Origin of the sequence: Microbacterium horticulturae (assembly GCF_029094505.1) — a bacterium.
GTDB classification, from domain to species: domain Bacteria; phylum Actinomycetota; class Actinomycetes; order Actinomycetales; family Microbacteriaceae; genus Microbacterium; species Microbacterium horticulturae.
This window is the reverse complement of sequence record NZ_CP119108.1, coordinates 1,293,242-1,316,919: the sequence shown is the minus strand read 5'-3', so window position 1 is coordinate 1,316,919 and position 23,678 is coordinate 1,293,242. Positions and strand designations below refer to the sequence as shown.

Annotated in this window: 23 protein-coding genes; 16 read left to right on the top strand and 7 right to left on the bottom strand. The window is 66.8% G+C overall.

What is annotated here, in order from left to right:
- Positions 1-12: 12 nt before the first annotated feature.
- From PU630_RS06190 to PU630_RS06180, 3 genes are all read right to left on the bottom strand, one after another.
- Positions 13-558 carry a MerR family transcriptional regulator gene (locus PU630_RS06190; RefSeq protein WP_275279461.1) on the bottom strand — a complete coding sequence of 182 codons (546 nt, stop codon included), beginning with the start codon at positions 556-558 and terminating at the stop codon, positions 13-15.
- Between the two features lie 105 nt (positions 559-663).
- A complete protein-coding gene (gene ftsR / locus PU630_RS06185; RefSeq protein ID WP_275279460.1) occupies positions 664-1,353 on the bottom strand; it encodes a transcriptional regulator FtsR in 690 nt (229 codons plus the stop codon).
- Complete coding sequence (locus PU630_RS06180; protein WP_275279459.1) at positions 1,353-1,847, bottom strand: FHA domain-containing protein; 495 nt, start codon at positions 1,845-1,847, stop codon at positions 1,353-1,355. The genes ftsR and PU630_RS06180 overlap by 1 nt, the downstream gene beginning before the upstream one ends.
- 107 nt (positions 1,848-1,954) lie before the next feature.
- On the opposite strand from PU630_RS06180, the gene PU630_RS06175 reads away from it, so the two are divergent.
- The 4 genes from PU630_RS06175 to PU630_RS06160 all read left to right on the top strand — a co-directional run bounded on the left by PU630_RS06175 (position 1,955) and on the right by PU630_RS06160 (position 4,849).
- Positions 1,955-2,503 (top strand): copper resistance CopC family protein, encoded by a 549-nt coding sequence (locus PU630_RS06175; RefSeq protein ID WP_275279458.1) that lies wholly within the window; start codon positions 1,955-1,957, stop codon positions 2,501-2,503.
- Positions 2,504-2,512: 9 nt separating this feature from the next.
- Entirely contained in the window at positions 2,513-3,910 is a 1,398-nt protein-coding gene (lpdA, locus tag PU630_RS06170; RefSeq protein ID WP_275279457.1) for a dihydrolipoyl dehydrogenase, read from the top strand.
- An 85-nt stretch (positions 3,911-3,995) separates the two neighbouring features.
- Complete coding sequence (locus tag PU630_RS06165; RefSeq protein ID WP_275279456.1) at positions 3,996-4,223, top strand: response regulator; 228 nt, start codon at positions 3,996-3,998, stop codon at positions 4,221-4,223.
- Positions 4,220-4,849 carry a CYTH domain-containing protein gene (locus PU630_RS06160; RefSeq protein WP_275279455.1) on the top strand — a complete coding sequence of 210 codons (630 nt, stop codon included), beginning with the start codon at positions 4,220-4,222 and terminating at the stop codon, positions 4,847-4,849. The genes PU630_RS06165 and PU630_RS06160 overlap by 4 nt, the downstream gene beginning before the upstream one ends.
- Here the strand turns inward: PU630_RS06160 and PU630_RS06155 are convergent.
- Together PU630_RS06155 and PU630_RS06150 are read right to left on the bottom strand one after the other, a co-directional pair.
- Entirely contained in the window at positions 4,824-6,332 is a 1,509-nt protein-coding gene (locus PU630_RS06155) for a CoA-acylating methylmalonate-semialdehyde dehydrogenase (protein WP_275279454.1), read from the bottom strand. The two genes, PU630_RS06160 and PU630_RS06155, sit on opposite strands and share 26 nt — an antisense overlap.
- Before the next feature lie 38 nt (positions 6,333-6,370).
- A complete protein-coding gene (locus PU630_RS06150; RefSeq protein WP_275279453.1) occupies positions 6,371-7,297 on the bottom strand; it encodes an NAD(P)-dependent oxidoreductase in 927 nt (308 codons plus the stop codon).
- Between the two features lie 139 nt (positions 7,298-7,436).
- Between PU630_RS06150 and PU630_RS06145 the strand changes: the two genes are divergently transcribed.
- Positions 7,437-8,318 (top strand): LysR family transcriptional regulator, encoded by an 882-nt coding sequence (locus tag PU630_RS06145; protein WP_275279452.1) that lies wholly within the window; start codon positions 7,437-7,439, stop codon positions 8,316-8,318.
- Here PU630_RS06145 and PU630_RS06140 read toward each other — a convergent pair.
- Complete coding sequence (locus PU630_RS06140) at positions 8,301-9,344, bottom strand: YihY/virulence factor BrkB family protein (protein WP_275279451.1); 1,044 nt, start codon at positions 9,342-9,344, stop codon at positions 8,301-8,303. The genes PU630_RS06145 and PU630_RS06140 overlap by 18 nt on opposite strands.
- Before the next feature lie 652 nt (positions 9,345-9,996).
- Here PU630_RS06140 and PU630_RS06135 point away from each other — a divergent pair.
- The 11 genes from PU630_RS06135 to PU630_RS06085 all read left to right on the top strand — a co-directional run bounded on the left by PU630_RS06135 (position 9,997) and on the right by PU630_RS06085 (position 22,636).
- Positions 9,997-11,889 carry a GspE/PulE family protein gene (locus PU630_RS06135; RefSeq protein WP_275279450.1) on the top strand — a complete coding sequence of 631 codons (1,893 nt, stop codon included), beginning with the start codon at positions 9,997-9,999 and terminating at the stop codon, positions 11,887-11,889.
- Between the two features lie 56 nt (positions 11,890-11,945).
- The gene (locus PU630_RS06130) at positions 11,946-13,397 is read left to right on the top strand and encodes a type IV pilus twitching motility protein PilT (protein WP_275279449.1); all 1,452 of its coding nucleotides are present in this window, start codon (positions 11,946-11,948) and stop codon (positions 13,395-13,397) included.
- Between the two features lie 2 nt (positions 13,398-13,399).
- On the top strand, positions 13,400-14,644 hold the full coding sequence (locus PU630_RS06125; RefSeq protein ID WP_275279448.1) for a type II secretion system F family protein: 1,245 nt from the start codon (positions 13,400-13,402) through the stop codon (positions 14,642-14,644).
- Positions 14,645-14,796: 152 nt separating this feature from the next.
- Positions 14,797-15,279, top strand: a complete 483-nt coding sequence (locus tag PU630_RS06120; RefSeq protein ID WP_275279447.1) for a type IV pilin protein — start codon at positions 14,797-14,799, stop codon at positions 15,277-15,279.
- A 136-nt stretch (positions 15,280-15,415) separates the two neighbouring features.
- Complete coding sequence (locus PU630_RS06115) at positions 15,416-16,726, top strand: carboxypeptidase-like regulatory domain-containing protein (RefSeq protein ID WP_275279446.1); 1,311 nt, start codon at positions 15,416-15,418, stop codon at positions 16,724-16,726.
- A 44-nt stretch (positions 16,727-16,770) separates the two neighbouring features.
- Positions 16,771-17,421 carry a PilW family protein gene (locus PU630_RS06110; protein ID WP_275279445.1) on the top strand — a complete coding sequence of 217 codons (651 nt, stop codon included), beginning with the start codon at positions 16,771-16,773 and terminating at the stop codon, positions 17,419-17,421.
- Position 17,422: 1 nt separating this feature from the next.
- Positions 17,423-19,210 carry a hypothetical protein gene (locus PU630_RS06105; protein ID WP_275279444.1) on the top strand — a complete coding sequence of 596 codons (1,788 nt, stop codon included), beginning with the start codon at positions 17,423-17,425 and terminating at the stop codon, positions 19,208-19,210.
- The gene (locus PU630_RS06100) at positions 19,207-20,016 is read left to right on the top strand and encodes a prepilin peptidase (RefSeq protein ID WP_275279443.1); all 810 of its coding nucleotides are present in this window, start codon (positions 19,207-19,209) and stop codon (positions 20,014-20,016) included. Before PU630_RS06105 ends, PU630_RS06100 begins: the two co-directional genes overlap by 4 nt.
- 16 nt (positions 20,017-20,032) lie before the next feature.
- A complete protein-coding gene (gene pilM, locus PU630_RS06095) occupies positions 20,033-21,166 on the top strand; it encodes a pilus assembly protein PilM (protein WP_275279441.1) in 1,134 nt (377 codons plus the stop codon).
- Complete coding sequence (locus PU630_RS06090; RefSeq protein WP_275279439.1) at positions 21,163-22,065, top strand: hypothetical protein; 903 nt, start codon at positions 21,163-21,165, stop codon at positions 22,063-22,065. The genes pilM and PU630_RS06090 overlap by 4 nt, the downstream gene beginning before the upstream one ends.
- A gap of 4 nt (positions 22,066-22,069) precedes the next feature.
- Entirely contained in the window at positions 22,070-22,636 is a 567-nt protein-coding gene (locus PU630_RS06085; protein WP_275279438.1) for a type 4a pilus biogenesis protein PilO, read from the top strand.
- Positions 22,637-22,832: 196 nt separating this feature from the next.
- Here PU630_RS06085 and PU630_RS06080 read toward each other — a convergent pair whose 3' ends face one another.
- Positions 22,833-23,579: a prepilin peptidase gene (locus PU630_RS06080; protein ID WP_275279437.1), complete on the bottom strand. Its 747-nt coding sequence runs from the start codon at positions 23,577-23,579 to the stop codon at positions 22,833-22,835.
- Between the last annotated feature and the right edge of the window lie 99 nt (positions 23,580-23,678).

Here is a 23,678-nt window from a genome sequence, read left to right as displayed (position 1 = left end):
GAGAAGGCGACGCTACGCGGTGCGCTTGGCGCGCCGGGCTGCCAGCTCGTCGACCGGGTCGGGCTTCTGCGGGTCGAAGTCGAGGAGCGTCGACTCGACCTCGGTGAGCACCTTGCCCACGGCGATGCCGAACACGCCCTGGCCGCGGCTGACGAGGTCGATGACCTCATCGTTCGAGGTGCACAGGTAGACCGACGCGCCGTCGCTCATGAGCGTGGTGCCGGCGAGGTCGCGGATGCCCGCGGCGCGCAGCTGCTCGACGGCAGTGCGGATCTGCTGCAGGGAGATGCCGGTGTCAAGAAGCCGCTTGACGAGCTTGAGCACGAGGATGTCGCGAAAGCCGTAGAGCCGCTGCGTACCCGAGCCCTTGGCGCTGCGCACGGTGGGCTCGACGAGCTCGGTACGGGCCCAGTAGTCGAGCTGGCGGTAGGTGATTCCGGCGGCGCGCGCGGCGACGGCGCCGCGATATCCGACCTCGTCGTCCATCGCCGGCAGTCCGTCGGTGAACAGGAGGTCGACCGCGAACCGCTGTTCGCCTGTGGCATCCTCAGCGGTCATGGAGATCCCCCTCTTCCGATTTCGCATGGAATGAATCCACGGTAGATGAGCTTCGCGTCGCGGGCAACGACATCGGCGTTCCGGCTGCGGCGTGTCGCGCGCCGGTCACCGGACGAGCCGCTCGAGCGCGCTGCGCACGAAGTGCGAGCGCACGTCGGCCAGCCGCGCGGCCAGCTCGGGCGCCAGTTCTCCCGCGCGCCCTCGCGACGCGGCATCCGTCCGCCGCAGCAGGGGCGCGAGCGCCGATTCGATCAGAGCGACCTCGCGGTCGACCGACTGTCGCAGCGTGCGGATGTGGCGCGGCTCGATGCCGTGGCGCTCGAGGGCGACCAGCGAGCGCAACACCCCGAGGGTCTGGTCGGTGAAGCCGTCGGCCGCACCGATCACCCCGGTGCTGATGGCGTCGTTGAGCAGCTGCGGACTCGCCCCGGCCGCGCGCAGCAGCTCGTCACGGCGGTAGCGCCGCGGCTGCGGCGTGATCGAGGGCGGCACGACCGTCGGCGCCGCCGGTGAGCGGCCGGCGTCCACGTCGTCCATGTACTCGCGGATGCGCGCCAGCGGCAGGTAGTGGTCGCGCTGCAGCGTCAGCGCGAGGCGCAGTCGCTCGACATCGTCGGGGGTGAACTTGCGGTAGCCCGACTCGGTGCGCAGCGGCGTCACGATGCCCTGCACCTCGAGAAAGCGCAGCTTGCTCGCCGTGAGCCCTGGGAAGTCTCCGCTCAGCCGGGCCAGCACTTGGCCGATGCTCAGTGCTCCCCCGTTCGCCGTGCGACGGGGGGCGGAGGCCGCTGCCATCACTTCTCCGCGTCGGCGGCGAGGTCGGCGGGGGATCCGAAGAAGTTGAGACGGAACTTTCCGATGCGCACCTCGTCGCCGTTGGCCAGGCCCGCCCGATCGACGCGTTCGCCGTTCACGTACGTGCCGTTCAGCGACCGCTGGTCGACGATCTCGAATCGGCTGCGATCGCGCGTGATCTCGGCATGCCGACGCGAGACGGTAACATCGTCGAAGAAGATGTCGGCCTCAGGGTGGCGGCCCACGGTCATCACGTCGTTGTCGAGGAGGTACCGGGCACCGGCGGTCGGACCGGAGCGCACGATGAGAAGCGCCGCTCCCGCGGGCAGTGCGTCGATGGCGTTCAGCTCTGCATCCGAGAGGTCGGCACCGAACGGGACGAACGACAGGTCGGAGTCATGACCGAACGTCTGCGTCGTGTCTGCCGACGCGCGTGCGGGCGTGCTCTGACCGCGGTGGATGTCACCGATGTCGTGACGGCGGTTCTCTTCCACGGCGTCCTCCCTTCCCCCAAGACTAACCGATTCGACCCTATTGAAGAGAGCCGACCGATGTCCACTTCTCCAGCCCCCTCCTCACCACGGCGGGTAGGCTCCGGCCCGTGAGAGTCTCCACCGCCATCGCCTCCGCCCTCCTGGCCGCCATCGCCGTGCTCGGCATCGCAGCCCCCGCCTCCGCCCACGACCAGCTGCTGTCGACGGACCCCGAGAACGGGTCCACGGTGGCGACCCTGCCCGACAAGGTGACGCTCACCTTCAACGACGTCGTGCAAGACGCCGGTGCCGAGGCGAATCAGGTGAAGGTGATGGATGCCTCGTGCACCGTCATCGACGACGGCGCCGTCGAGATCGCCGACAACGTGGTCACCCAGAAGATCTCGGGCACGGCCACCGGCCCGATCACGGTGCTGTGGCGGGTCGTCTCGCGCGACGGGCACCCCGTCTCGGGCGAGTTCTCGTTCACCGTCGGCGACGCGGCGGCCACGGCATCCCCCTCCCCCTGCGCGACCGGCGACATCACGTCGTCGACGTCGGCGACGGCACAGAGCTCGCCGGTGCCGTGGATCATCGGCGGCATCGTGCTCGTCGTCATCGTCGCGGGGGTCATCCTGCTCCTGGTGACCCGTTCACGCCGTCCCGACGACCAGTAGGCTGGAGACATGCCACACTATGACGTCGTCATCCTCGGCGCCGGTCCCGGCGGATACGTCGCGGCCGTTCGCAGCGCCCAGCTCGGCCTTAACACGGCCATCATCGAAGAGAAGTACTGGGGCGGTGTGTGCCTCAACGTCGGCTGCATCCCCTCCAAGGCGCTCCTGAAGAACGCCGATCTCGCCCACCAGGTGCTCCACAAGGCCGACCTGTTCGGGATCTCCGGCGATGTTCACTTCGACTTCGGAGTGGCCTGGGACCGCAGCCGCAAGGTTTCGGAGACCCATGTCAAGGGCATCCACTTCCTGATGAAGAAGAACAAGGTGACGGAGTACGAGGGTCGCGGCTCGTTCACCGGCCCGAACGCCATCACTGTGACGAAGTCCGATGGCTCGACCGAAGAGGTCACGTTCGACAACGCGATCATCTCGACCGGTTCCACCGTGCGCAGCCTGCCGGGCGTGACCATCGGCGGCAACATCGTGACGTACGAGGAGCAGATCCTCTCCCGCGAGCTGCCGAAGTCGATCGTCATCGTCGGTGCCGGCGCCATCGGCATGGAGTTCGCCTACGTGCTGCGCAACTACGGCGTGGACGTCACGATCGTCGAGTTCCTCGACCGTGCGCTGCCCAACGAAGACGTCGAGGTCTCGAAGGAGATCACCAAGCAGTACAAGGGCTACGGCATCGACATCCTCACCTCGACCAAGGTCGAGAAGGTCGAGGACTCGGGCGACAAGGTCACCGTCACCTACACCGGCAAAGACGGCGAGGCGGGCTCACTCGAGGCCGAGAAGGTGCTCATGTCGGTCGGCTTCGCACCGAACGTCGAGGGCTTCGACCTCGACAAGACGGGTGTGAAGCTCACCGAGCGCGGCGCCATCGACATCGACGACTACATGCGCACGAACGTGCCGCACATCTACGCGATCGGCGACGTCACCGCCAAGCTGCAGCTGGCCCACGTGGCCGAGGCGCAGGCGGTCGTGGCAGCCGAGACCATCGCCGGCGCCGAGACCATGACGCTGGGCGACTACCGTATGATGCCGCGTGCCACGTTCTGCTCGCCGCAGGTCGCCTCGTTCGGCCTCACCGAGCAGCAGGCGCGCGACGCCGGCTATGACGTGAAGGTCGCGAAGTTCCCGTTCTCGGCCAACGGCAAGGCGAACGGCCTCGGCGAGCCCATCGGGTTCGTCAAGCTCATCGCCGACGGCGAGCATCTCGAGCTGCTGGGCGGCCACATGGTCGGCCCCGACGTCTCCGAGCTGCTGCCCGAGCTGACCCTCGCGCAGAAGTGGGACCTCACCGCTCTCGAGGCCGCCCGCAACGTGCACACGCACCCGACGCTGTCGGAGGCGCTGCAGGAGGCCTTCCACGGCCTGGCGGGGCACATGATCAACCTCTAGACTGTCCGCCGTACGACGACGCCGCCCTGCTCGAAGCCGAGGGCGGCGTCGTTCTTTTCCGTGCCGAAGACAGTAACCTGAATGCATGGCCATCGCACGTCTTGCCGGAGGCCCGCTTGACGGGCAGATCATCCCGCTCGAACCGGGAGTGAGCGACTCGCTCATCATCCCCTACGGAGAGGGGCAGCTCATCTATCGCCGAGCCGGCGCCGAGGAGAACACCGGGGCCCATGACGGCCCCACCGAGACGCGGTTCGTCTACGACGAGGCGACCGAAGACATCAACCCCGACCCCGACAGCCGGGACGAGTGAGCGCCGACGCGAATCATTCACTCGAGGTCGAGCGCAAGTACGACGTCGACGAGGCGGCGCAGCTGCCGGATTGGACCGCGCTCCGGCTGGTGACGAGGGTGGATGCTGCAGAGCACCGTGCCCTCGACGCCCGGTATCTCGACACCGCCGACCTCGCGCTGAGCGCCGCCCGCGTGGCGGTGCGCCGACGCGAGGGCGGCCCCGATGCCGGCTGGCACATCAAGGCGTCCGCTCCCGAGGGCAAGCACGAGTGGCATTGGCCCCTGGGCGCCGATTCCAACGAGGACGTGCCTGTCGAGGTGGCCGCGGCTCTCGCGCGCTGGTCGACGGGGCCCTTCCTGCCGCTCGCGCGCATCCGCAACGAGCGCGTCGCGTATGCACTGCGCGACGACGCCGGCGGCCTGGTCGCCGAGGTGGTCGACGATCACGTGCGCGCCGTCGACGAGCGCAGCGGCGCATCGTCGAGCTGGCGTGAGTGGGAGGTCGAGCTGGGGCCGGCCGCCCCCGCGGACCCCGCGGCGTTCTTCACCGCGGTGGACGCGCTGGTGACCGCCGCGGGCGGCCGGGTCGCGGCATCCGACTCCAAACTGGCGCGGGCCGTCAGTGCGTCGGGAAGCCCAGACTGATCTGGCTCTCGCTCGGCTCGGGCCAGCGGCTCGTGACGACCTTGCGGCGCGTGTAGAAGTTGAAGGCCTCCGACCCGTACATGTGCGTGTCGCCGAACAGCGAGTTCTTCCAGCCGCCGAACGAGAACGATCCGACCGGCACCGGGATGGGCACATTGATGCCGACCATTCCGACCTGGATGTCGTACTCGAACTGACGGGCCGTCTTACCGTCGCGCGTGAAGATCGCCGTGCCGTTGCCGTACGGGTTGTCGTTGATCATCTGCACGGCTTCGTCGTAGCTGTCCACCCGCACGACCGAGAGCACGGGGCCGAAGACCTCTTCGTCGTACACGGCCATGCCGGGCTTGACCTCGTCGACAAGGGATGCCCCGAGGAAGAAGCCGTCGGAGTCGAACTGCTGCTCGCGCCCGTCGACGACGAGCCGGGCACCCTCAGGCTCGGCGCCCGCGACGAAGCCACGCACGCGCTCGCGGGCCGCGTCGGTGATGAGCGGTCCGATCTCGTTGTCGGGGTCGAAGCCGTCGCCGATCTTCAGGCCCTTCATGCGCTCGGCGACCTTGGCGACCAGCTCGTCGCCCACGTCGCCGACGGCGACGACCGCGGAGATCGCCATGCAGCGTTCGCCGGCCGAGCCGAACCCGGCTGAGACGGCGGCGTCGGCCGCGGCATCCAGATCCGCGTCGGGCATGACCACCATGTGGTTCTTCGCCCCGCCGAGTGCCTGTACCCGCTTGCCGTGGGCGGCGGCCTCGGTGTAGATGTACTTGGCGATGGGCGTCGACCCGACGAACGAGACGGCCTTGATCGTGGGGTCGGCGAGGATCGCGTCAACGGTGCCCTTGTCGCCGTGCACGACGTTGAGCACGCCGTCGGGCAGTCCCGCCTCGCGGAAAGCGTCGGCCAGCCACACCGCGGCAGAGGGGTCGCGCTCGCTGGGCTTGAGGATCACGGCGTTGCCGGCGGCGATCGCTGTGGGGACCATCCACAGCGGCAGCATCGCGGGGAAGTTGAACGGCGTGATGCACGCGACGACGCCCAGCGGCTGCCGCACCTGATGCACGTCGAGGCCGGTGGCGATCTGCTCGGAGTACTCGCCCTTCAGGTGATGCATGAGTCCGGTGCAGAACTCGACGTTCTCGAGCCCGCGCGCCACCTCGCCGAGCGCGTCGGCAACGGTCTTGCCGTGCTCGGCGGTGATGATGCGGGCCAGCTCTTCGGCGCGGGAGGTGATGATCTCGCGCACGCGGAACATCATCTGCGCACGCTTGACCAGCCCGACGTCGCGCCACTTCTTCTGCGCTTCGGCGGCGACCCGTGCGGCCTCGGCGACCAGGGCGGCGTCGGCCAGGCCGATCTCGCCGGTGGGCACGCCGTGCGACGGGTTGTAGACGGTGCCGCGGCGCTCGCCGGGGTCGACGCGCTGGCCGCCGATGACGTGCGGGATCTGCGTGAGGGTGGTGGTCTCGGTGACGGTGGTCATGGTGTTCCTTCTTCTTCGTTTCAACGCGCTTCGCTCGCTCAACGACCGTCGAGCGACGGGTCGTAGCCGCGCAGCGAGCCGTCGGCCGTGACGAGCTTGGTGATGAGCATGGTGTCTTTGGCGCCCAGGCCCTCGCCGACGAGCTGCTCGAACTGCGAGAGGGCGAGCTCGGCGGCCGGCAGGTGCAGGCCCGCAGCAGCGCCGGCCTGCAGGGCGAGCGAACAGTCTTTGCGGGCGAGGTCGAGCGAGAACGTGGCGTCGAAGTTCTTGTCGGCCGACCCGGTGGTCACCACGCCCGGCACCGGGTACCAGGTGCGCTGTGGCCACGACTGCCCCGATGCGGCGTTGGCGACGCTCCAGAACACCTTCGGGTCGAGCCCGAGCTGCTCGGCCAGCTGCGAGCCCTCGGCGACGCCGAGGGCCGAGACGAACAGCATCATGTTGTTGACGAGCTTCGAGGCGATGCCGGCGGTGGCCTCGCCGCACAGGATGACCGCGCCGGCCATCGGCTCGACGAACGCCTTCGCCCGCTCGAGGTCGGCGGGTGCGCCGCCGAGCATGAACGCGAGTGAGTGCGCCTCGGCGCCGGCGGTGCCGCCGGAGACGGGGCTGTCGACGAACGTGAAGCCCCGGGCCGTCGACTCGTCATGGCACCAGCGCGAAGTCTCGACGTCGACCGTCGATGTGTCCAGCAGCAGCGTGTCGGTCGAGGCGTGGGCCCAGATGCCGTCGGGCCCGTCGTAGACGCTGCGCACATGCGCGGGCATCGGCAGCGAGGTGAAGCAGGCGTCGGCGCCTTCCAGCGCCTCGGCGGCCGACGCGACCGCGGTCACGCCACGGGCGGCGGCGGCTTCGACGCACGCCGGCGAGATGTCGTAACCGCGCACGGTATGCCCCGCGGCGACGAGGTTTCCACTCATCGGGGCGCCCATGTGCCCCAGTCCGATCCAGGCGATCGTCGACATCCTGCCTCCTCGAAGGTGTCGCACGGCGTCCTCGACGACGACGTGTCGTGGCCAGGATAGGCACGTCCCACACTGCAGATCAACGCACATCTCGGCGGGATTGTTGCACGCTCCGTGTGCGTGGATGCACACTTGGGGAATGCCCCGTCCCCTGCAGCCCGAGGCCCTGATGACCTTTCTGGCAGTGGCCCGGCTCGGCCGGTACACGGCCGCCGCCGAGGTGCTGGGCCTGAATCACTCGACGGTGTCGCGCCGCATCGCGGCCCTCGAGGCGGCGATGGGTGGGCGCACGCTCGTGCGCACCTCGGGCGGGTGGGAGGTCACTCCCCTGGGCCGGCGGGCGATGGCCGCCGCCGAGAGCATCGAGGAGTCGCTGCGCGCCCTGGGCACCGACACCGGTGGCGACCCGGTGCAGGGCATGGTGCGCATCGCCGCACCCGAGGCGTTCACCTCGGCCTTCCTCGTGCCGGCGGTGTCACGGCTGCACCGCGACCACCCGACGCTGGCGGTCGAGCTGCTGGCCGCCACGCAGCGCGTGCGGCAGAACCGCTCGGGCGTCGACCTCGAGATCGTCGTGGGGCGACCCCAGGTGCACCGTGCGTACGCGACCCCGGTCTGCGACTATTCGCTGCGCCTGTACGCGAGCGCCGACTACCTCGAGCGCCGTGGCCTTCCCACTGCGATCGACGAGCTGTCGCGGCATCCCCTCATCTACTACGTCGAGTCGTCGCTGCAGGTCGACGATCTCGACCGCGCCGCGCAGCGGCTGCCGGCTTCTCCCCCGTCGATCCGCTCGACGAGCGTGTTCGCCCACGTCGAGGCCACGGCTGCCGGAGCCGGTGTCGGCGTGCTGCCCGACTTTCTCGCAGATCGCGACGAACGGCTCGTCCCCGTGCTGCGCGAGGCGTATGCGCATCCGCTGTCGTACTGGGCCGTGGTGCGCGATGGCCCGCGCACGACGGCGGTGGCGGCGACGCTCGAGGCGCTGCACGCGCACGTGCGCTCAGTCGGCGCCGCCTGAATCCTTCTCGTCGGACTTCTGGTCGTCGGACTTGTGCTCGTCTGACTTGTGCTCGGCGGCACGCGCCCGGTCGAGCTCGTCGATCGCGAGGGCGACGGCGTTCTCGGCCTGCTGCACCCGGCGATGCGCCATCGTCGGGGCACCATACCGGGCACGCACGCGATCCGCCTTCTCGGCGAGGGTGACGACGATGTACGACGACGCCAGCAGGAGCACCTGCGCGGAGAGGTTCATCCACAGCAGCAGCGCAATCAGGGACGCGAACGACGCGAGCAGGGGGTTGGATGACGCGCCCCGCACGAACAGCGATGACAGCTGCTGCAGCACCGTGAGGCCGATGCCGCCGAACACCGCTCCGCCGATCAGCGCGCCGGGCGTCGGCTTCACACCCGACAGCGCCAGGAAGACGACCACGACGATGACGGCATCGAACAGGAAGATCACGAGCACCGCCGCCGCCTGGGTGCCGAAGGCCGCAAGCGGTGCTATCGATTCGCCCACGGCATCCCGCACCAGATCGGCGATCATGCCGACGGCGAACGTCGCCGCGGCCGACAGGATGATGCCGACCGCGATCGCCAGGGCGACGCCGATGTTGCGCAACAGCACCCAGACGAAGAACACATCGTCGTGGGTGCGATCGGCGATCGTGCGCAATGCGGTGCGGGTCGAGGTGATGGCGCCGAGCGCGGCGCCCACCAAACCGATCACGGCGACGATGCCGGCGACGGTGAGGGCGCCGGGGGCGGTGATCGCGCTGGGTTTGATGAGTCCGTCGTCGCCGAGCAGCCCGGGGATGACGTCGCCGACGGTCTCGGTCAGGCGGTCCATCGCGTCAGGGTTGCCCGCCAACCAGGCGCCCGCGAGGCTGAAGCCGAGCAGAACGGCCGCGAACACGCTGAACAGAGCGCGATACGTGATCGCGTCGGCGAGCATCGGGCCGTGCCGCTCGCTGTAGTGCAGGTACGTTCGCACGAGCCTCAGCGACAGCGCCCAGGCGGTGATCTTTCTGACCAGTTCACGCACCTTTTTCACGATACCTGTCAGCTGGCGTCCCCACGCGAGATGTACCGAAGGCGCGAGTGCGGCACACCTTTCACACTCTCCACATTGACAACAACATGAGAACTCTCTCATGATAGGAGGAACGGAAGAATCAACCTGTTCCAGCGCCTCGAAACCCGCTCGGCGACACGCACCATCACGCGTTCGCATCGTGAGGCAGTGCTGCATCCCGCACGCCTGCTTCACATTCCGAGTGGGCGTACAAAAGTACGACATAACCGGCGCTCCGAGCAACCTGGGGACCGAGGGGAGAAGCATGGAGCAGTTTCGTCGCCCGACGCGGCGAGAGACACGGCTCGAGAACATGCTCGACTCGTCGGTCGGCATATCGCAGACACCGTCACGCGCATCCGGGATCGACCTGAGCGCGCCTGACGACAGTTCGGCCGGGGGGATGATCTGGCGGTCCCTGCTGCAAGACCGCCCCAGCCTGCTCGACGAAGACGTCTTCCGTCGTCCGGCGTCACGGACCGACAGCTCCCCCGTGCTACCCGGCACAGAGCTGCCAGTCCTGACGCCGGACTCACAGTCAGCACACGACCCTTCTGAGCCGGAGCGGGAGCCGGAGGCAGAGCCTGAGCCTGAGCCGGAGCCCGTCTCTGAGCTTGACACCTTGGAGCCCGCGGACGAAGAGAACGCCCCGACCATTGCCCTCCCGATCGCTACCCCGGTCATCGAGCTCGAAGGCACGGGAGGAAGCAAAGACCCGCTCTTCGAGATCGACCCACGTGGCAACGAGGGTGTCTCAGACGAGGTCATGACCGCCGCGGAGTCCGACCAGGTGGCTGCGCAGTCGCAGTACGACGACGACCCGTTCGGCTGGCTGGACGAGTACATCGGCAGCCCCGACCAGGCGAAGGATGAGCTCATCGCGAGCGCCACCGGGCCGCTCGACGACGATGAGTTCGGTGCCGATGACCTCGAAGACCCGACCGTGGCGGACCTTGAGCCCGCCCCAGAACCCCTGACACCGCGTGAGGCGGCCGTCGCGCTCGCGGGGCGGCTGGGCCTCGCCTACGTCGACCTCAGCGAGTTCTCCGTCGATCCGGCGGCCGTCGATCTCATTCCCGAGCAGATGTGCCGACGCCAGGCGGTTCTGCCGATCTCGAGGGTCGGCGAGCGGGTCATGGTCGCCGTCGCCGAGCCTGAGAACGTCATCGTCCTCGATGACATCGCCGCCGTCGTCGGCACATCCATCATCCCCGTGGTGGCGGAGCGCGACGCGATCATCGCCGCGATCGACCGCTACCGACGCGCCGACTCGGAGCTCCAGGAGCTCACCTCCGCATTCGAAGCAGGAGACGGCGAAAAGGACCTCTGGGCCCAGGACGTGGCGACCGCCGCGGACGACGAGGCGCCGATCATCCGATTCGTCAACCTGATCATCAGTCAGGCGATCCAGGATCGGGCGTCCGACATCCACATCGAACCGGGGCGCGACGACCTGAGGGTGCGGTACCGAATCGACGGCGTGCTCACGACCGTCCAGAACGTGCCGCGGTCAATGATCCCGGGAGTGATCAGTCGATTGAAGGTCATGGCAGACCTCGACATCGGCGAGCGGCGGAAGCCTCAGGACGGACGCATCTCGATCGTGCACGGCGGACGAAACGTCGATCTGCGCGTGGCCTCGCTGCCCACCGTGTGGGGCGAGAAGGTGGTGGCCCGCGTCCTCGATGCCCCGGTGGCGAGTCTCAAGCTCGAAGACCTCGGAATGCTCGACCGGAACATGCAGGTGTTCCAGTCCAGCTTCTCGAAGCCGTACGGCATGATCCTGGTGACGGGTCCGACCGGCTCGGGTAAATCCACGACCCTCTACACGACCCTGGCGGCCATCTCGACGCCCTCCGTGAACGTCATCACCGTTGAAGACCCGGTCGAATACCGCATGGCGGGCGTCAACCAGGTGCAGGTGAACCCGAAGGCGGGGCTGACGTTCGCCGCCGCACTGCGATCGATCCTGCGATCGGACCCCGATGTCATCCTGCTCGGCGAGATCCGCGACGAGGAGACAGCGAAGATCGCGATCGAGTCGTCGCTCACCGGACACCTCGTGCTCTCGACACTGCACACCAACGATGCTCCCAGCGCCGTCACCCGTCTCATCGAGATGGGCGTCGAACCGTTCTTGGTGGGGTCCGCGCTCGACGCCGTGGTCGCGCAGCGACTCGCACGGCGCCTGTGCCACCGCTGCAAGGCCGAATCGATCGTCACCGAGACGGAACTGCGCATCCTCGGCCTGCCGGTCGACGGGGATCCGCCCACGGCCTTCCGGCCGGTGGGCTGTCCGCAATGCTCCGGCACCGGCTACCGCGGGCGCATCGCGCTGCACGAGGTGATGGCGATCGACGACGAGATCGAACGCCTCGCCGTGACGAACGCGCCCACAGCCGAGATCACCGCGCACGCCGAGGCGTCGGGTATGACGCGGCTGCGGATGGACGGCTGGGCAAAAGTACTTCTGGGGGAGACATCCGTCGACGAGATCCTACGGGTCACGGTCTGAGGGTCGACGGCGATCGCCCCCACCGCCGGTGGGGCACACGATGAAAGGCGAAGACAGTGACAGCCGAGGATGGCTACGCCCCCACCCGGAGCGGTTCCCGCTTCGACGAGCTGCTGCACGGACACGAAGACGACACCGAGCTGCGTTCGCTGTTGAACGGTCTGCCCGGGGTGACCCTTCCGTCCTCTCCCCCACCGGGCGCTTCCCCCTCGACCGGAGTGCCAACCGGCCCGACGGCGGTGGGCGCAACCCAACCCGCGGGAGCCAGCCAACGCCGCGCACGGCGTGAGCCCGCGCAGCCCACGACGCCGGCTGCGCGGTCGGGAGAAATCCCCGCACTGCTCCGCGCTCAGAACCCCGAGGTCGACCCCGAGTTCATCGCGTCGATCAAGGCGGTGCTCGATCTGGGGGCCTCCGACCTCCATCTCGTGGCCGAGTCGACTCCCGTCGTGCGCATCGACGGGCATCTCCAGTCGGTCGCGGGAACGACCATCTGGAGCCGCGACCGCATCCGCCGGGTGATCAAGGGCTTCGTCCCGGCCGACCAGCTGCAGATCTTCGAGCGCGAGCTTGAGCTCGACCTCGCATACGCCGTCGGCGACATCGCGCGCTTCCGCGTCAACATCTTCCAGGACCAGCGCGGAATGGGGGCAGCGCTGCGCATCATCCCGACCGAGATCAAGTCGGTGGCACAGCTCGGCCTGCCTCCCGAGTTGGTCGATCTCGCGAATCTGCCGCGTGGACTCGTGCTGGTGTGCGGGCCCACCGGATCAGGTAAGTCGACCACCCTGGCCGCGATCATCGACAAGGCCAACGCGTCGCGCGCTTCGCACATTATTACCGTTGAAGACCCAATCGAGTTTCTGCATCATCACAAGCGCGGGATCATCAATCAGCGTGAGGTCGGTGCCGACACGCACGGCTTCGCAGACGCCCTCAAGCACGCCCTGCGGCAGGACCCCGATGTCATCCTCGTCGGCGAGATGCGCGACCTCGAGACCATCTCGACCGCGCTTACGGCCGCAGAGACCGGGCACCTGGTGTTCGCGACCCTGCACACGCAGGACGCCGGCCAGACCATCGACCGCGTCATCGACGTGTATCCCTCACATCAGCAGGCGCAGGTGCGCACGCAGCTTGCCGCCACGCTCAAGGCTGTGGTCGTGCAGACGCTGATCCGCCGTTCCAGCGGCAAGGGCCGCGCCGTCGCCACGGAGGTGATGTTCTCGACCCCCGCGATCCAGGCGATGATCCGCGCCGGTAAGACGCACCAGCTGCGCACGGCCCTGCAGTCCGGCAACGCCATCGGCATGCACACCCTCGATCAGGATCTCGCCCGGCTCGTGCTCGCGGGCGAGATCGAGTACGCCAAGGCTGCCGAACTCGCGCAGGACGTCACCGAGTTCGACCAGCTCGTGCGCAACCGCGGTCTGGCAGGCGATGCCGTCGACGCCGTCGTGCCCGAGGGCATGCGCCAGGTCGCCGGTGGCATGTCCGGAGGCCTGTGATCATGGCGACAGCGACGAAGACTCCCCAGTGGGCGTACAAGGGCAGCGATCTGCGTGGCAAGCGGGTGAAGGGGGTATTGGAGGCGCCGAGCGAGAGTCAGGCTGTCCAGCAGCTTCGAGCGCGCGGCATCGTTCCCGACTCCGTCACGCAGAAGGGTGCGGGCACCGGACTGCAGCAGGAGATCACGATTCCCGGGCTGGAGCGCGGCCCCTCGCTGAAAGACCTCGCCATCCTCACCCGGCAGCTTGCGACGATGGTGAGCGCCGGCGTTTCGATTCTGCGTGCGCTGACGATCGTGCAGTCGCAGACCGACAACGCGAAGCTGCGTCGCACCATCGAGGAGATCTCGGCCAAGGTCGAGGGCGGCACGGCGCTATCGGTGGCGCTGGAGGAGTTCCCCCGCATCATTCCGCCGATCATGGTGCACCTGGTGCGGGCCGGCGAGACGGGCGGCTTCCTCGATCGCTCGCTGGTGATGGTGGCCGACAACTTCGAGTCCGAGACCAAGCTGCGCAGCAAGGTGAAGTCGGCGCTGACCTACCCGGTCGTCGTGCTGATCATCGCCCTGCTGGCTGTCGCGGCCATGCTGATCTTCATCGTGCCTGTGTTCGACAAGATGTTCAAAGACCTCGGCGGCAAGCTGCCGGCGGTGACGCAGTTTCTCGTCGATCTCTCACATGCCATGCCCATCGCCGGGCCGATCATCGTGGTCATCGGCGTCGCGTTCGCTGTGTGGTGGGGCCGCAACAAGCACACCGAGGCGGTGCGGCGAGTTGTCGACCCGCTCAAGCTCAAGCTGCCGGTGTTCGGCAAGCTCAACACGAAGATCGCGCTCACGCGCTTCACGCGCAACTTCGCCACGATGTTGGCCTCAGGCGTACCGATTCTGCAGTCCCTTGCGATCGTGGGCGCCACCAGCGGTAACCAGGTGATTTCGTCATCCCTGCATGCCGTGCAGGAGGGCGTGCGTCAAGGCCGACCGATCGCCGAGTCGCTTGCCGAGGTCGGGCTGTTCCCCGAGATGCTCATCCAGATGGTGGGGATCGGCGAGGAGTCGGGCGCAATCGACAGCATGCTCGACAAGACGGCCGCCTTCTACGACGACGAGGTCGAGCAGATGAGTTCGCAACTAACTGCGATGCTCGAGCCTCTCATGATCGTTTTCATGGGCGGGCTGCTGGGCTTCATGATCGTCGCGCTCTACATGCCAATGTTCATGGTCTTCCAGACCATCCAGTCGATGTAACTCATGCAGCCCGGGCGGATTATGAGAATCGTTTCATATTCGTTACATGAGAGCCTTCTCATGTTTTCGGTGCGCTGATAGCTTCAGCTGAGCCGACGCTCGCGTCGCGCGAATCCACACCCGAAGTTCCCACCCCCAGTAAAGGAACAACAATGATCAAAGCTGTCTCTCAGGCGCTGACGAAGCGAAAGAACGGCGAACAGGGCTTCACCCTGATCGAGCTGCTCGTCGTCGTCATCATCATCGGCATCCTCGCCGCCGTCGCCATCCCCGTCTTCCTGAACATGCGCACGGGCGCATGGAAGTCGTCAGTCGAAAGCGACGTGACAAACGCCGCCCTGGCGATCGAATCTGCGATGACTGAGAACAACGGCTCGCTCACCGGGCTAACGCTGCCCTCGTCGGATGACTTCTCTGGTGCGACGCTCTCCATTACGAAGGGCAGCGACGACGCCACCGCCGCCACCGTCGGAACGATCACCGTGTCCGACGGCAACAAGCTGACGATCGCCGCCAAAACCGATGATCCAAACACGTACACGATCACCGGCAGCAACAAGAACATCAGTGAGGATTCGGTCACCTACGACAGTGCGACCGGTGGGCTGGGCGATTGGACGACTAAAAAGGACTAGTCGGCTGAGGTCCCCGGTGCATTTGCTCACGCACTTCGTGTGCGAGCAAAGCCCGCAAGCTCGCCGTAACTAAGAAGAAATTGCGCACGTGAACATGAACGATTCCGCCCTCGACGAGGGCTTCACCCTCGTCGAGGTGGTCGTCGCCATGCTCATCTTCGCGATCGTCATGACCGGCTTCCTCTACACGGTCACTGCGAGCCTGGTCACCACCCGCGACACTCGAGCGCGGGTGGTGGCCGCCAATCTCGCCGCGCAGCAGATCGACCTCGCTCGATCTGCTGCCAGCGTCTTCAGCGTGAACAACCACACGCTGGACCCGATTTCACTCAACGGCGACACGTTCCACGTCTCAGTGAAAACATCGTGGGTCACCGACAGCGGCAGCACCGCCAGTTGCGAAGCGGGCGAGGCATCGGGTTCCCTCTCGTACAAGCAGGTGACGGTCGAGGTGACCTGGGACAACATGCGCGACGGCGCGCAGCCGGTCCGAAGCGACACCGCCATCACTCCGAAGACCAAGATCAACAACCCCACCTTGGGCACCGTGCTCGTCGGTGTCGTAAATGCCGCTGGCACCGCGGTCAGCGGTGCGACCGTCAGCTTGTCGCCGTCCAACGGTGTCGCCTCCGTCGCGACTGACAGCGACGGTTGCGCCTACCTGCTCAAGGTCCCCGCCGACACGTACACGGTTACGGCCTCCAAGTCGGGGTATATCGCCTTCTCCAACGGCTTACAGACGGAATCGCCCACCGCCACGGTCCCCGTGACCGCGGGCAGTTCGTCCCGCATCAGCTTCGCGATGGACCAGGCTGCGACCTTCATGGCTTCATATGCTCCTGATGCGTCGAACGATCCGGACATCCCGAAGAACCTGACCACCACCTTCCTGTCGACGTACGGCAACTTCTCGTTGACGGCCACGTCCAGCAATACTCCGCAGTCATACCTGCTCTACCCCTTCTCTTCGGGCTACAGCGTGATCGCCGGCGCGTACGTCGAATCGGGCGCCGATTCTTCGGTACCCAGCTGCCTAGCCCCCGACCCAAGCCAATGGATCGCTGCAGACGGGACTGTCGGCGCCCGCCCCGCGCCGGTCGGGGGAATCCCCGGCAGCACGGTCGACGTCAGCGTGCCGATGGGCGTCGTCTCATTCTCATCTGCCAACAGCGGCGACCGGAGGGGCCGTGATAACTACTTGACCGCTGTATATGTCGGAACCGGTGACGGCGATCCTGGGTGTCAGAAGGGCATGGCCTACTCCTTCGAGGACGTCATAAGTTCGAACTCGGCCACCATCGCACTGCCCTACGGAACATGGGAGCTGTATCGAGGGAAGGCAGTTGGTTCGAAGGAGACGCTGATCAGAAGCGGCAACTTCACAGTCCGGACCGGCGGCAGCGCTGCGAACGGAGTCATCGTGCTGGACCCGCGGGCCACAGAATGATCCGCGCAGTGCGCCGCCGAGTCCCGGACCGCGGACAAGACGGGATGACGCTCATCGAGCTCGTCGTCGCCATGGGCGTGTTCGCCATCCTGCTCACGCTCGTCGTCTCCATGTTTGTGAACACGGCGCGCACGTTCAGCGATCAGCGTGGCGCGGTCGGCAACAGCCGCCTCGCCTCGACATCGATGAATGAAGTGACACGCATCATCCGCGCCGGCACGGAGATCCCGCAGTGGAGCAACCCGGTGAACGACCCCGTCTTCGTATACGCGGGGACCGAAAAGGCCACCGTGAACGCCTTCATCGACGCTGGGACTTCGGACGACCCGCCACCAGTCAAGGTCGAGTTCGCCCGAAACGCGAACAACGAGCTCGTCGAGACCCGCTGGGCCGCGTACCACGTGCACACCACCTATTGGGCGTTCCAAACCACGAGCGACTACCGCCGTCTCATCGCGCGGTCATTGCTGCCGCCCGACGCCGACAACCCGGTGTTCCGGTACTACACCGCCGCCGGAGACCAGCTCGTGCCGCCTTCGAACGGAAGCCTCACCACCGACCAGATCCGCAATATCGCCAGCGTGCAGGTCACCATGCGGGTGCAGGGCGACGGCAGCGGCCGCGTGGATCCCGTCGAGATCCAGAACATGGTCGGCCTGCCCAACCTGGGCGTCGCACGCGTGGAGGTCCACTGACATGGCCGTGATGCACGATCACAAGGGCGAAGATGGCGCGGCACTGCTCATCGTGCTGGCTGTGGCGGCCGTGCTCACCATGCTCATGACCCTGTTGGTCGGCCTCTCGATCAACGGCATGAGACAAGCCCACGCCGACTCCGACTGGAACGCCGCCCTGGCAGCGGCATACGCCGGTGTGGACGAGTACCAGAGCCGCCTCTCCGACGACACCAGCTACTACCGCTACGGCAATTCTGCGTCGGGCTTCAGCACCGGCAGCACGCTTTCTCCTCCACCGATTGCGAACCCCGCCTTCGGTGTCGGAGCCGGCGGGAGCTGGGCGACCGTGCCCGGCAGCGCCGGAGACGCGCAGTTCCGCTACGAAGTGGACAACTCGTTGTACCCCACGACCGGCCGCATCCGCATCCGGTCGACCGGGAAGGTCGGAAACGCCACCCGCACCGTTATCGCGGACCTCAAGCAGCAGGGGTTCATCGACTTTCTCTACTTCACCGACTACGAAGTGCAAGACCCGAGCATTGCAAGCAGAACCGATTCGAGCTGCTACAACAGCGCGGGCGCTCTGAAGTACGCCTGGGAAGGCCGCAGCGGCAACTGCAACGAAATCTCATTCGGAGGCAGCGACGAAAGCAACGGCCCCGTGCACTCGAACGACACCATCCGCGCCTGTGGCTCGGAGTTCAACGGCACGGTCACCACTGCCAAGCCCACCGCCCCCTACTACCTGAACAAAGACGCAAGCGGGTCGACCTGCGCCGCGGCCCACTTTGCTCTGGCGGGATACCCGACCTACAGCGGCGGGGTCATCGGAATGCCCGCCACCAACTCCCAGCTGAAGAAGGAGACTCGAACCGATCTGACAGAAGATGACGTGCCGCGCCCGGGGTGCCTGTACACAGGGCCCACGCAGTTCACGTTCTTCTCGAACGGAACGGTCAACATCAAGTCGCCGTTCACGAAATACACCCGCATCGGCAATGCAAATGCCACCACCGGCTCGACGCCGGCAGAATGCGGTGCGATCGCGGCTCTCCAATCGCCGGACGGCGCCACGATCACCGTGCCCGAAAACAACGTGATGTATGTGCAGAATGTGCCCGCTGTCGGCACCGACGTGAACTATTGGAATGCGAGCGCGAACCCCACCGATTTCACCTGCACGAGCAGCGGGTCGAGCAGCGGACGCGGTTGGACATTCGGCACGGGACGGTACCCGGCCGGATACCCGGTGAAAACGTCTTCCACCTCGACCACGGAAGCCGCTCCGACGAGCACTACCTATGACTGTCGTGCGGGCGATGTCTTTGTGAAAGGACAGTTCGACGGCGCCGCTACGATCGCCGCGGAGAACTACGTCTTCATCGTGGGCGACCTGACCTACGCCGATGAGCAGGACGACATCCTCGGACTCGTCGGCAACAACGCGGTATGGGTATATAACCCGGTCAACAGCTCCGGCAGGCTCCTCGACCGGAGTGACGACGGCCGCACGATCGAAGCGGCTATCCTCTCCGTTGCCCACACCTTCCAGGTGCAGAACTACGACAAAGACACGAAGCGTGGGACGTTGACTGTGAGAGGGGCGATCGCACAGCGGTACCGCGGCCCGGTCGGCACTGGCAACTCCTGGGGAATCGTCACCGGCTTCGCGAAGAACTACGTCTATGACGAGCGGTTCAAGTACAAGGCTCCCCCGAAGTTTCTCAACCCGGTGACCACGACCTACGGCGTCACCTCGTGGGTCGAGACCGCAGCCGTGTGGGCGGCCGATGGGTCGGCACGATGATGGGCGTTCCGGTCTGGTTCATCGTGATGGCGATGGGCATCTTCGGGGCGTTGATCGGCTCGTTCCTCAACGTCGTCATCTGGCGCGTGCCGCGCGGGCTCAGCATCGTGCGGCCCGCGAGCGCCTGCCCGCAGTGCGATCAGCCGATCGCCGCCTATGACAACGTGCCGGTCTTCTCCTACCTGCTGTTGCGCGGACGCTGCCGCGGATGCTCCGCGCCGATCTCGCTGCGATATCCGGCGGTGGAGCTCGCCACGGCCCTGGCCTTTGCAGCCGTCGCCTGGGCTGCCGCCCTCGGCGCCTATCCCGTCGCCATCGTGCCGCTCCTCCTTTACTGGGTCGCAATCAGCATCGCGCTCGCGCTGATCGACCTCGACCACCAGAAGCTGCCAGACGTCATCACCCTGGCCGCCTATCCGGTGACCGCAGTATTGCTGGCCGCGGCATCCGCTCTCACCGGCGACTTCGGCAGACTGCTCACTGCCGCTATCGGACTCGTCGCCCTCGGGGGTCTCTACATCCTGCTTGCGCTCGGCTATCGCGGCGGAATGGGTCTCGGCGACGTCAAACTCGCCGGCGCACTCGGAATGCTGCTGGGCTGGTTCGGCTGGTCGCAGTTGATCGTGGGCGGCTTCAGCGCGTTCGTCATCGGCGGGATCGTCGGCGTTGTGCTGATGCTCACCCGCCGGGCGGGGCGCCGCTCGCGCATTCCGTTCGGGCCGTTCATGCTGATCGGCTCGTGGGTCGGCATCCTGGCCGGGCCCACGCTGGCCAACGTCTACCTCACCGCGACCGGACTCGCATGACACACACGGAGGAACCATGGCAGCAGTAGTCGCTATCGACCTCAGCCGCGGCGGACTGCGCGGCGTACAGGTCGACTCGCCGTATACGTCCCGTCCGAAGATCAGCCGGTTCGCCTCGGTGGAGGTTCCCGACGGGACCGTTTTCGACGGTGAGATCCTCGATCAGCGTCGGGGCGCCGATGCGCTCAATCGACTGTGGAAAGCAGGCAAGTTCACCACCAAGAAGGTCGTGTTCGGCATCAGCAATCGCAAGATCGTCGTGCGCGAGGTCACGCTGCCGAAACCGAACGGCCCGCGCCGCAAGAGTGCGCTCCGGTTCGCCGTCGAGGGGCAGGTGCCGATCGACCTCGACGACGCGATTCTCGACTTCCTTCCACTGCGGGAGGTCAGCATCAAGGGCGAGCCGTACGAAGAAGGCCTTCTCGTGGCCACCGTGCGCAGCAGCCTAGAGTCCACCGTGAACGCCGTGGAGAGGTCGGGCCGCTATGTCGACGCCATCGACTTCTCGGGTTTCGCATTGCGGCGTCTGCTTCCGGCACCACAGCGCGGCGCGCAGGCGATCATCAACGTCGGAGCATCGACCACCACGGTCGTCATCTCGACGGGCACGACTCCGCAGTTCGCGCGCATCGTCGCCAGCGGCGGAGACGACGCTACCCGCAGCATCGGACGCGCTCTCGGCATCAGCTTCGCAGAGGCAGAGTCCGACAAGAAGGAGCGGGGCTTGCGAGGCGGTGCGGTCGCCGCCCGAGACGTCGAGGCTGAGGCGGTGTTGCGCGAGAGCGCAGCGAGCCTGATCGACAGCATCCGCAACACGTTGAACTTCTGGGGCCACGCTCACCCGGAGCATCCCGTCTCCAGCGCGGTGCTCACCGGTGGCGGAAGCCGGCTGAACGGTCTCGCCGCCGTGCTGACGCGTGCGCTGGGTGTCGCTGTCGAATACGGAGACACGATGTCGGCGTTCACGGTCGGTCGCGCGGTGCGCGGCGCAGACCTCGACCGGTGGGCTCTCGAACTCGCAGCGCCTTTGGGCGTCACGATCGGGGCGCGAGCCGCGGCGACGCCCGCGGCGAAGAGCGCGAAGGCCGGCGCGGCGAAGGGCCCGAAGAGCGGCGCGACGAAGAGCGCGAAGAAGGGGGGCAAGAAGTGACCGCCGAACTGACCGACAGGCGACAGCGACGCCGACGCGCAGCGGCCCAGCACGGGACGGAGCCCGAAGCAGTGGAGCGCGAAGTGGCGGAACGCGCAACGACGGCACCCGAAACCGAGATGACCCGGATCCTGGCGGCTCCAGCATCCCTCATCGCGCGCGTCGACCTGCTACCGCCCATCGTCGAGGTGCGACGCAGGCAGCGCAAGACGATCCGGCTGCTTGCACTGGGCCTCGTCGGCCTCGTCCTCATCTCAGCGGCCGTCGGCTTCGCGGTGTCGTTCTCCGCGTCGGATGCCGAGGCCGCGCTCACTGCGGAGCAGCAGCGCAGCCAGATGCTCAAGTTGGAACAGAGCAAGTACGCCGAGGTCTCGACCGTGAAGTCGAAGCTCCAAGACTACGAGAGCGCCGAGACCGCGGCCCTCTTCTCAGAGGCGGACTGGTCGCGCCTGATGACGGAGCTCGACGACGTCCTGCCAGGTGCAATCACCCTCACCAGTGAGCAGATCACGGTGAAGGGCGTGTCGGCGACAGGCGCAGACACATCAGACGCGGCCGGGCTGGACGCACCTGGCGTCATCGAGATCTCGTTCACAGCGACCGCCGACGCCTTCGACTCACCAACGCCTCTGCTGAACGCCTTGCAGAAGCTCACCGGCCACGTCAGCGCGACCGTCAACGCAGTAGCGGCAACCGATCAGGACGGTTACGTCATCAACGGAGTCGTGCAGCTGAACGCTGAGGCACTCGGAGGCACGGCACGCGCCAAGGCCCTCGACGCTGACACGCTCACCGAGCTGCACCAACAGCTCGAAGATGCGGCCACGGGCGCAGGCGCCGCCGCAGACGACACCAGCAGCAGTGACACCGCGGCCGACACGACCGAAACCGGAGAGTGACGACATGGACAAATTCCGCCTCAGTCTCATCGTCATCGCCGCGCTCGCTGTCGGCGTTCTCGCGGGCGGCTGGTTTCTCGGCGTGCAACCCCAGCTGGACCGGATTTCAACCGCCGAGGCACAGACGGCGTCGATCGCTCAGCTCAACGACGTGCAGCAGATCAAGAACGCAGCGTTGCGCGCAGACAACGAACACCTCGGCGACGACAAGCGTCAGCTCGCCGCTCTTGAGAAGGCGATTCCGGCCTCTCGCTCGCAGCAGGCGCTCATCAATCAGTTCGATGCCGCCGCCAAGGCAGCGGACGTCACCATCCGGACCCTGACGTTCTCCGATGCCTCGGCATACGCTGCCCCCACGGGTGTCACGGTCGGGCTGCCGTCCGCGGGCGCCCTCGTCGAAGTACCGCTCACCATGGCGGTGAATGGCTCGCGGGCCGACCTCGAGAAGTTCGTCGGCAACCTGCAGGATTCGCCACGGATCGTCACGATCAGCGAGAGCCGTTACACCGGACCCGATGACGCCTCGATGAACCTGACGGGACTGACCTGGGTGCTCGTTCCAGCACAATAGCGCTCAGCGCCTGTGAGTCAGAGCCTCACGGGCACACACGCGGGGCCCGATTGGGACGGGCCCCGCGTGATGCAGTCCCCACACATGAAGATTAGAACACACTCATATTTTGCGGCAAACGCTCAGGCAACGATCAGATAACAACGTCGCGACGATCCGCCAGGTGGCCCCGCAGAGGGCGTGACGCCACATGAATTCATGACGACGACAGGCCGAGATACCACTGTGCGATGACAGGGCCGACCGTCAGCCCCGCCCATGACCCGACGAGCATGAAGGGGCCGAACGCAATCGTCGTTCGCCGATGTGCACGCCCCGCCGCCATCAGCACAACGCTCACGAGCCCGCCGATCACGAATGCAGACAGCGCGCCGACGATGAGCGGCACCCATCCGACCCATCCCAAGTACATTCCGAGCACGCCGGCGAGCTTCACGTCGCCGCCGCCCATGCCTCTCGGCTGAATCAGGCGCAGCATCACGTAGAAGAGGTACAGCACGCCTCCGCCGATGAGCATGCGCGCCACGGCCGCACCGTCGCCGCGAAGGGCCGCCGCACCGCCGAGCAACGCAAGTCCGACGGGGTACGACGGCATCACGATCGCATTGGGCAGTCGATGCACATCGATATCAATCAGCACCAGCGCGATGCTCACGGCAGCGAGGTACAGAAACGCCACGAGGACGAGGGATGCCGCGGCCCAGTCACTCACCGCGAGATCCGTCGCCGGTCCGCCAGAGGCAACGTCGGTGAGGAGGACCCATGCCGTCACGCCGACAAAGACGACCGCGGTTGAGAGCTCGACGAGCCGGAACCGCACAGGGAAGGCCGGAGCCACAACCCCCGCGGGCACGCGCGTCACGACGACGTTGACGAGTGAACCGACCGCGAAGCCGAACAGCCCCACCAGCACCAGCGAGATGACGAGCGCGGGTGCGGGCATCAGGTGTCCTTCCGGGATCTCGGGAAGGCCAGACTACGCCGCACGAGAGCCGCGTTCAGTGCATCTCGCGCAGGACCCGGACATGGCTGTCGGGCCCCG

What these genes read in the sequence shown, in the direction of transcription:
- PU630_RS06190 (WP_275279461.1), bottom strand. Translation starts at nt 558, where the DNA reads ATGACCGCTGAGGATGCCACAGGCGAACAGCGGTTCGCGGTCGACCTC.
- ftsR (WP_275279460.1), bottom strand. Translation starts at nt 1,353, where the DNA reads ATGGCAGCGGCCTCCGCCCCCCGTCGCACGGCGAACGGGGGAGCACTG.
- lpdA (WP_275279457.1), top strand. Translation starts at nt 2,513, where the DNA reads ATGCCACACTATGACGTCGTCATCCTCGGCGCCGGTCCCGGCGGATAC.
- PU630_RS06165 (WP_275279456.1), top strand. Translation starts at nt 3,996, where the DNA reads ATGGCCATCGCACGTCTTGCCGGAGGCCCGCTTGACGGGCAGATCATC.
- PU630_RS06155 (WP_275279454.1), bottom strand. Translation starts at nt 6,332, where the DNA reads ATGACCACCGTCACCGAGACCACCACCCTCACGCAGATCCCGCACGTC.
- PU630_RS06150 (WP_275279453.1), bottom strand. Translation starts at nt 7,297, where the DNA reads ATGTCGACGATCGCCTGGATCGGACTGGGGCACATGGGCGCCCCGATG.
- PU630_RS06145 (WP_275279452.1), top strand. Translation starts at nt 7,437, where the DNA reads ATGCCCCGTCCCCTGCAGCCCGAGGCCCTGATGACCTTTCTGGCAGTG.
- PU630_RS06125 (WP_275279448.1), top strand. Translation starts at nt 13,400, where the DNA reads ATGGCGACAGCGACGAAGACTCCCCAGTGGGCGTACAAGGGCAGCGAT.
- PU630_RS06120 (WP_275279447.1), top strand. Translation starts at nt 14,797, where the DNA reads ATGATCAAAGCTGTCTCTCAGGCGCTGACGAAGCGAAAGAACGGCGAA.
- PU630_RS06110 (WP_275279445.1), top strand. Translation starts at nt 16,771, where the DNA reads ATGACGCTCATCGAGCTCGTCGTCGCCATGGGCGTGTTCGCCATCCTG.
- PU630_RS06105 (WP_275279444.1), top strand. Translation starts at nt 17,423, where the DNA reads ATGGCCGTGATGCACGATCACAAGGGCGAAGATGGCGCGGCACTGCTC.
- PU630_RS06100 (WP_275279443.1), top strand. Translation starts at nt 19,207, where the DNA reads ATGATGGGCGTTCCGGTCTGGTTCATCGTGATGGCGATGGGCATCTTC.
- pilM (WP_275279441.1), top strand. Translation starts at nt 20,033, where the DNA reads ATGGCAGCAGTAGTCGCTATCGACCTCAGCCGCGGCGGACTGCGCGGC.
- PU630_RS06085 (WP_275279438.1), top strand. Translation starts at nt 22,070, where the DNA reads ATGGACAAATTCCGCCTCAGTCTCATCGTCATCGCCGCGCTCGCTGTC.
- PU630_RS06080 (WP_275279437.1), bottom strand. Translation starts at nt 23,579, where the DNA reads ATGCCCGCACCCGCGCTCGTCATCTCGCTGGTGCTGGTGGGGCTGTTC.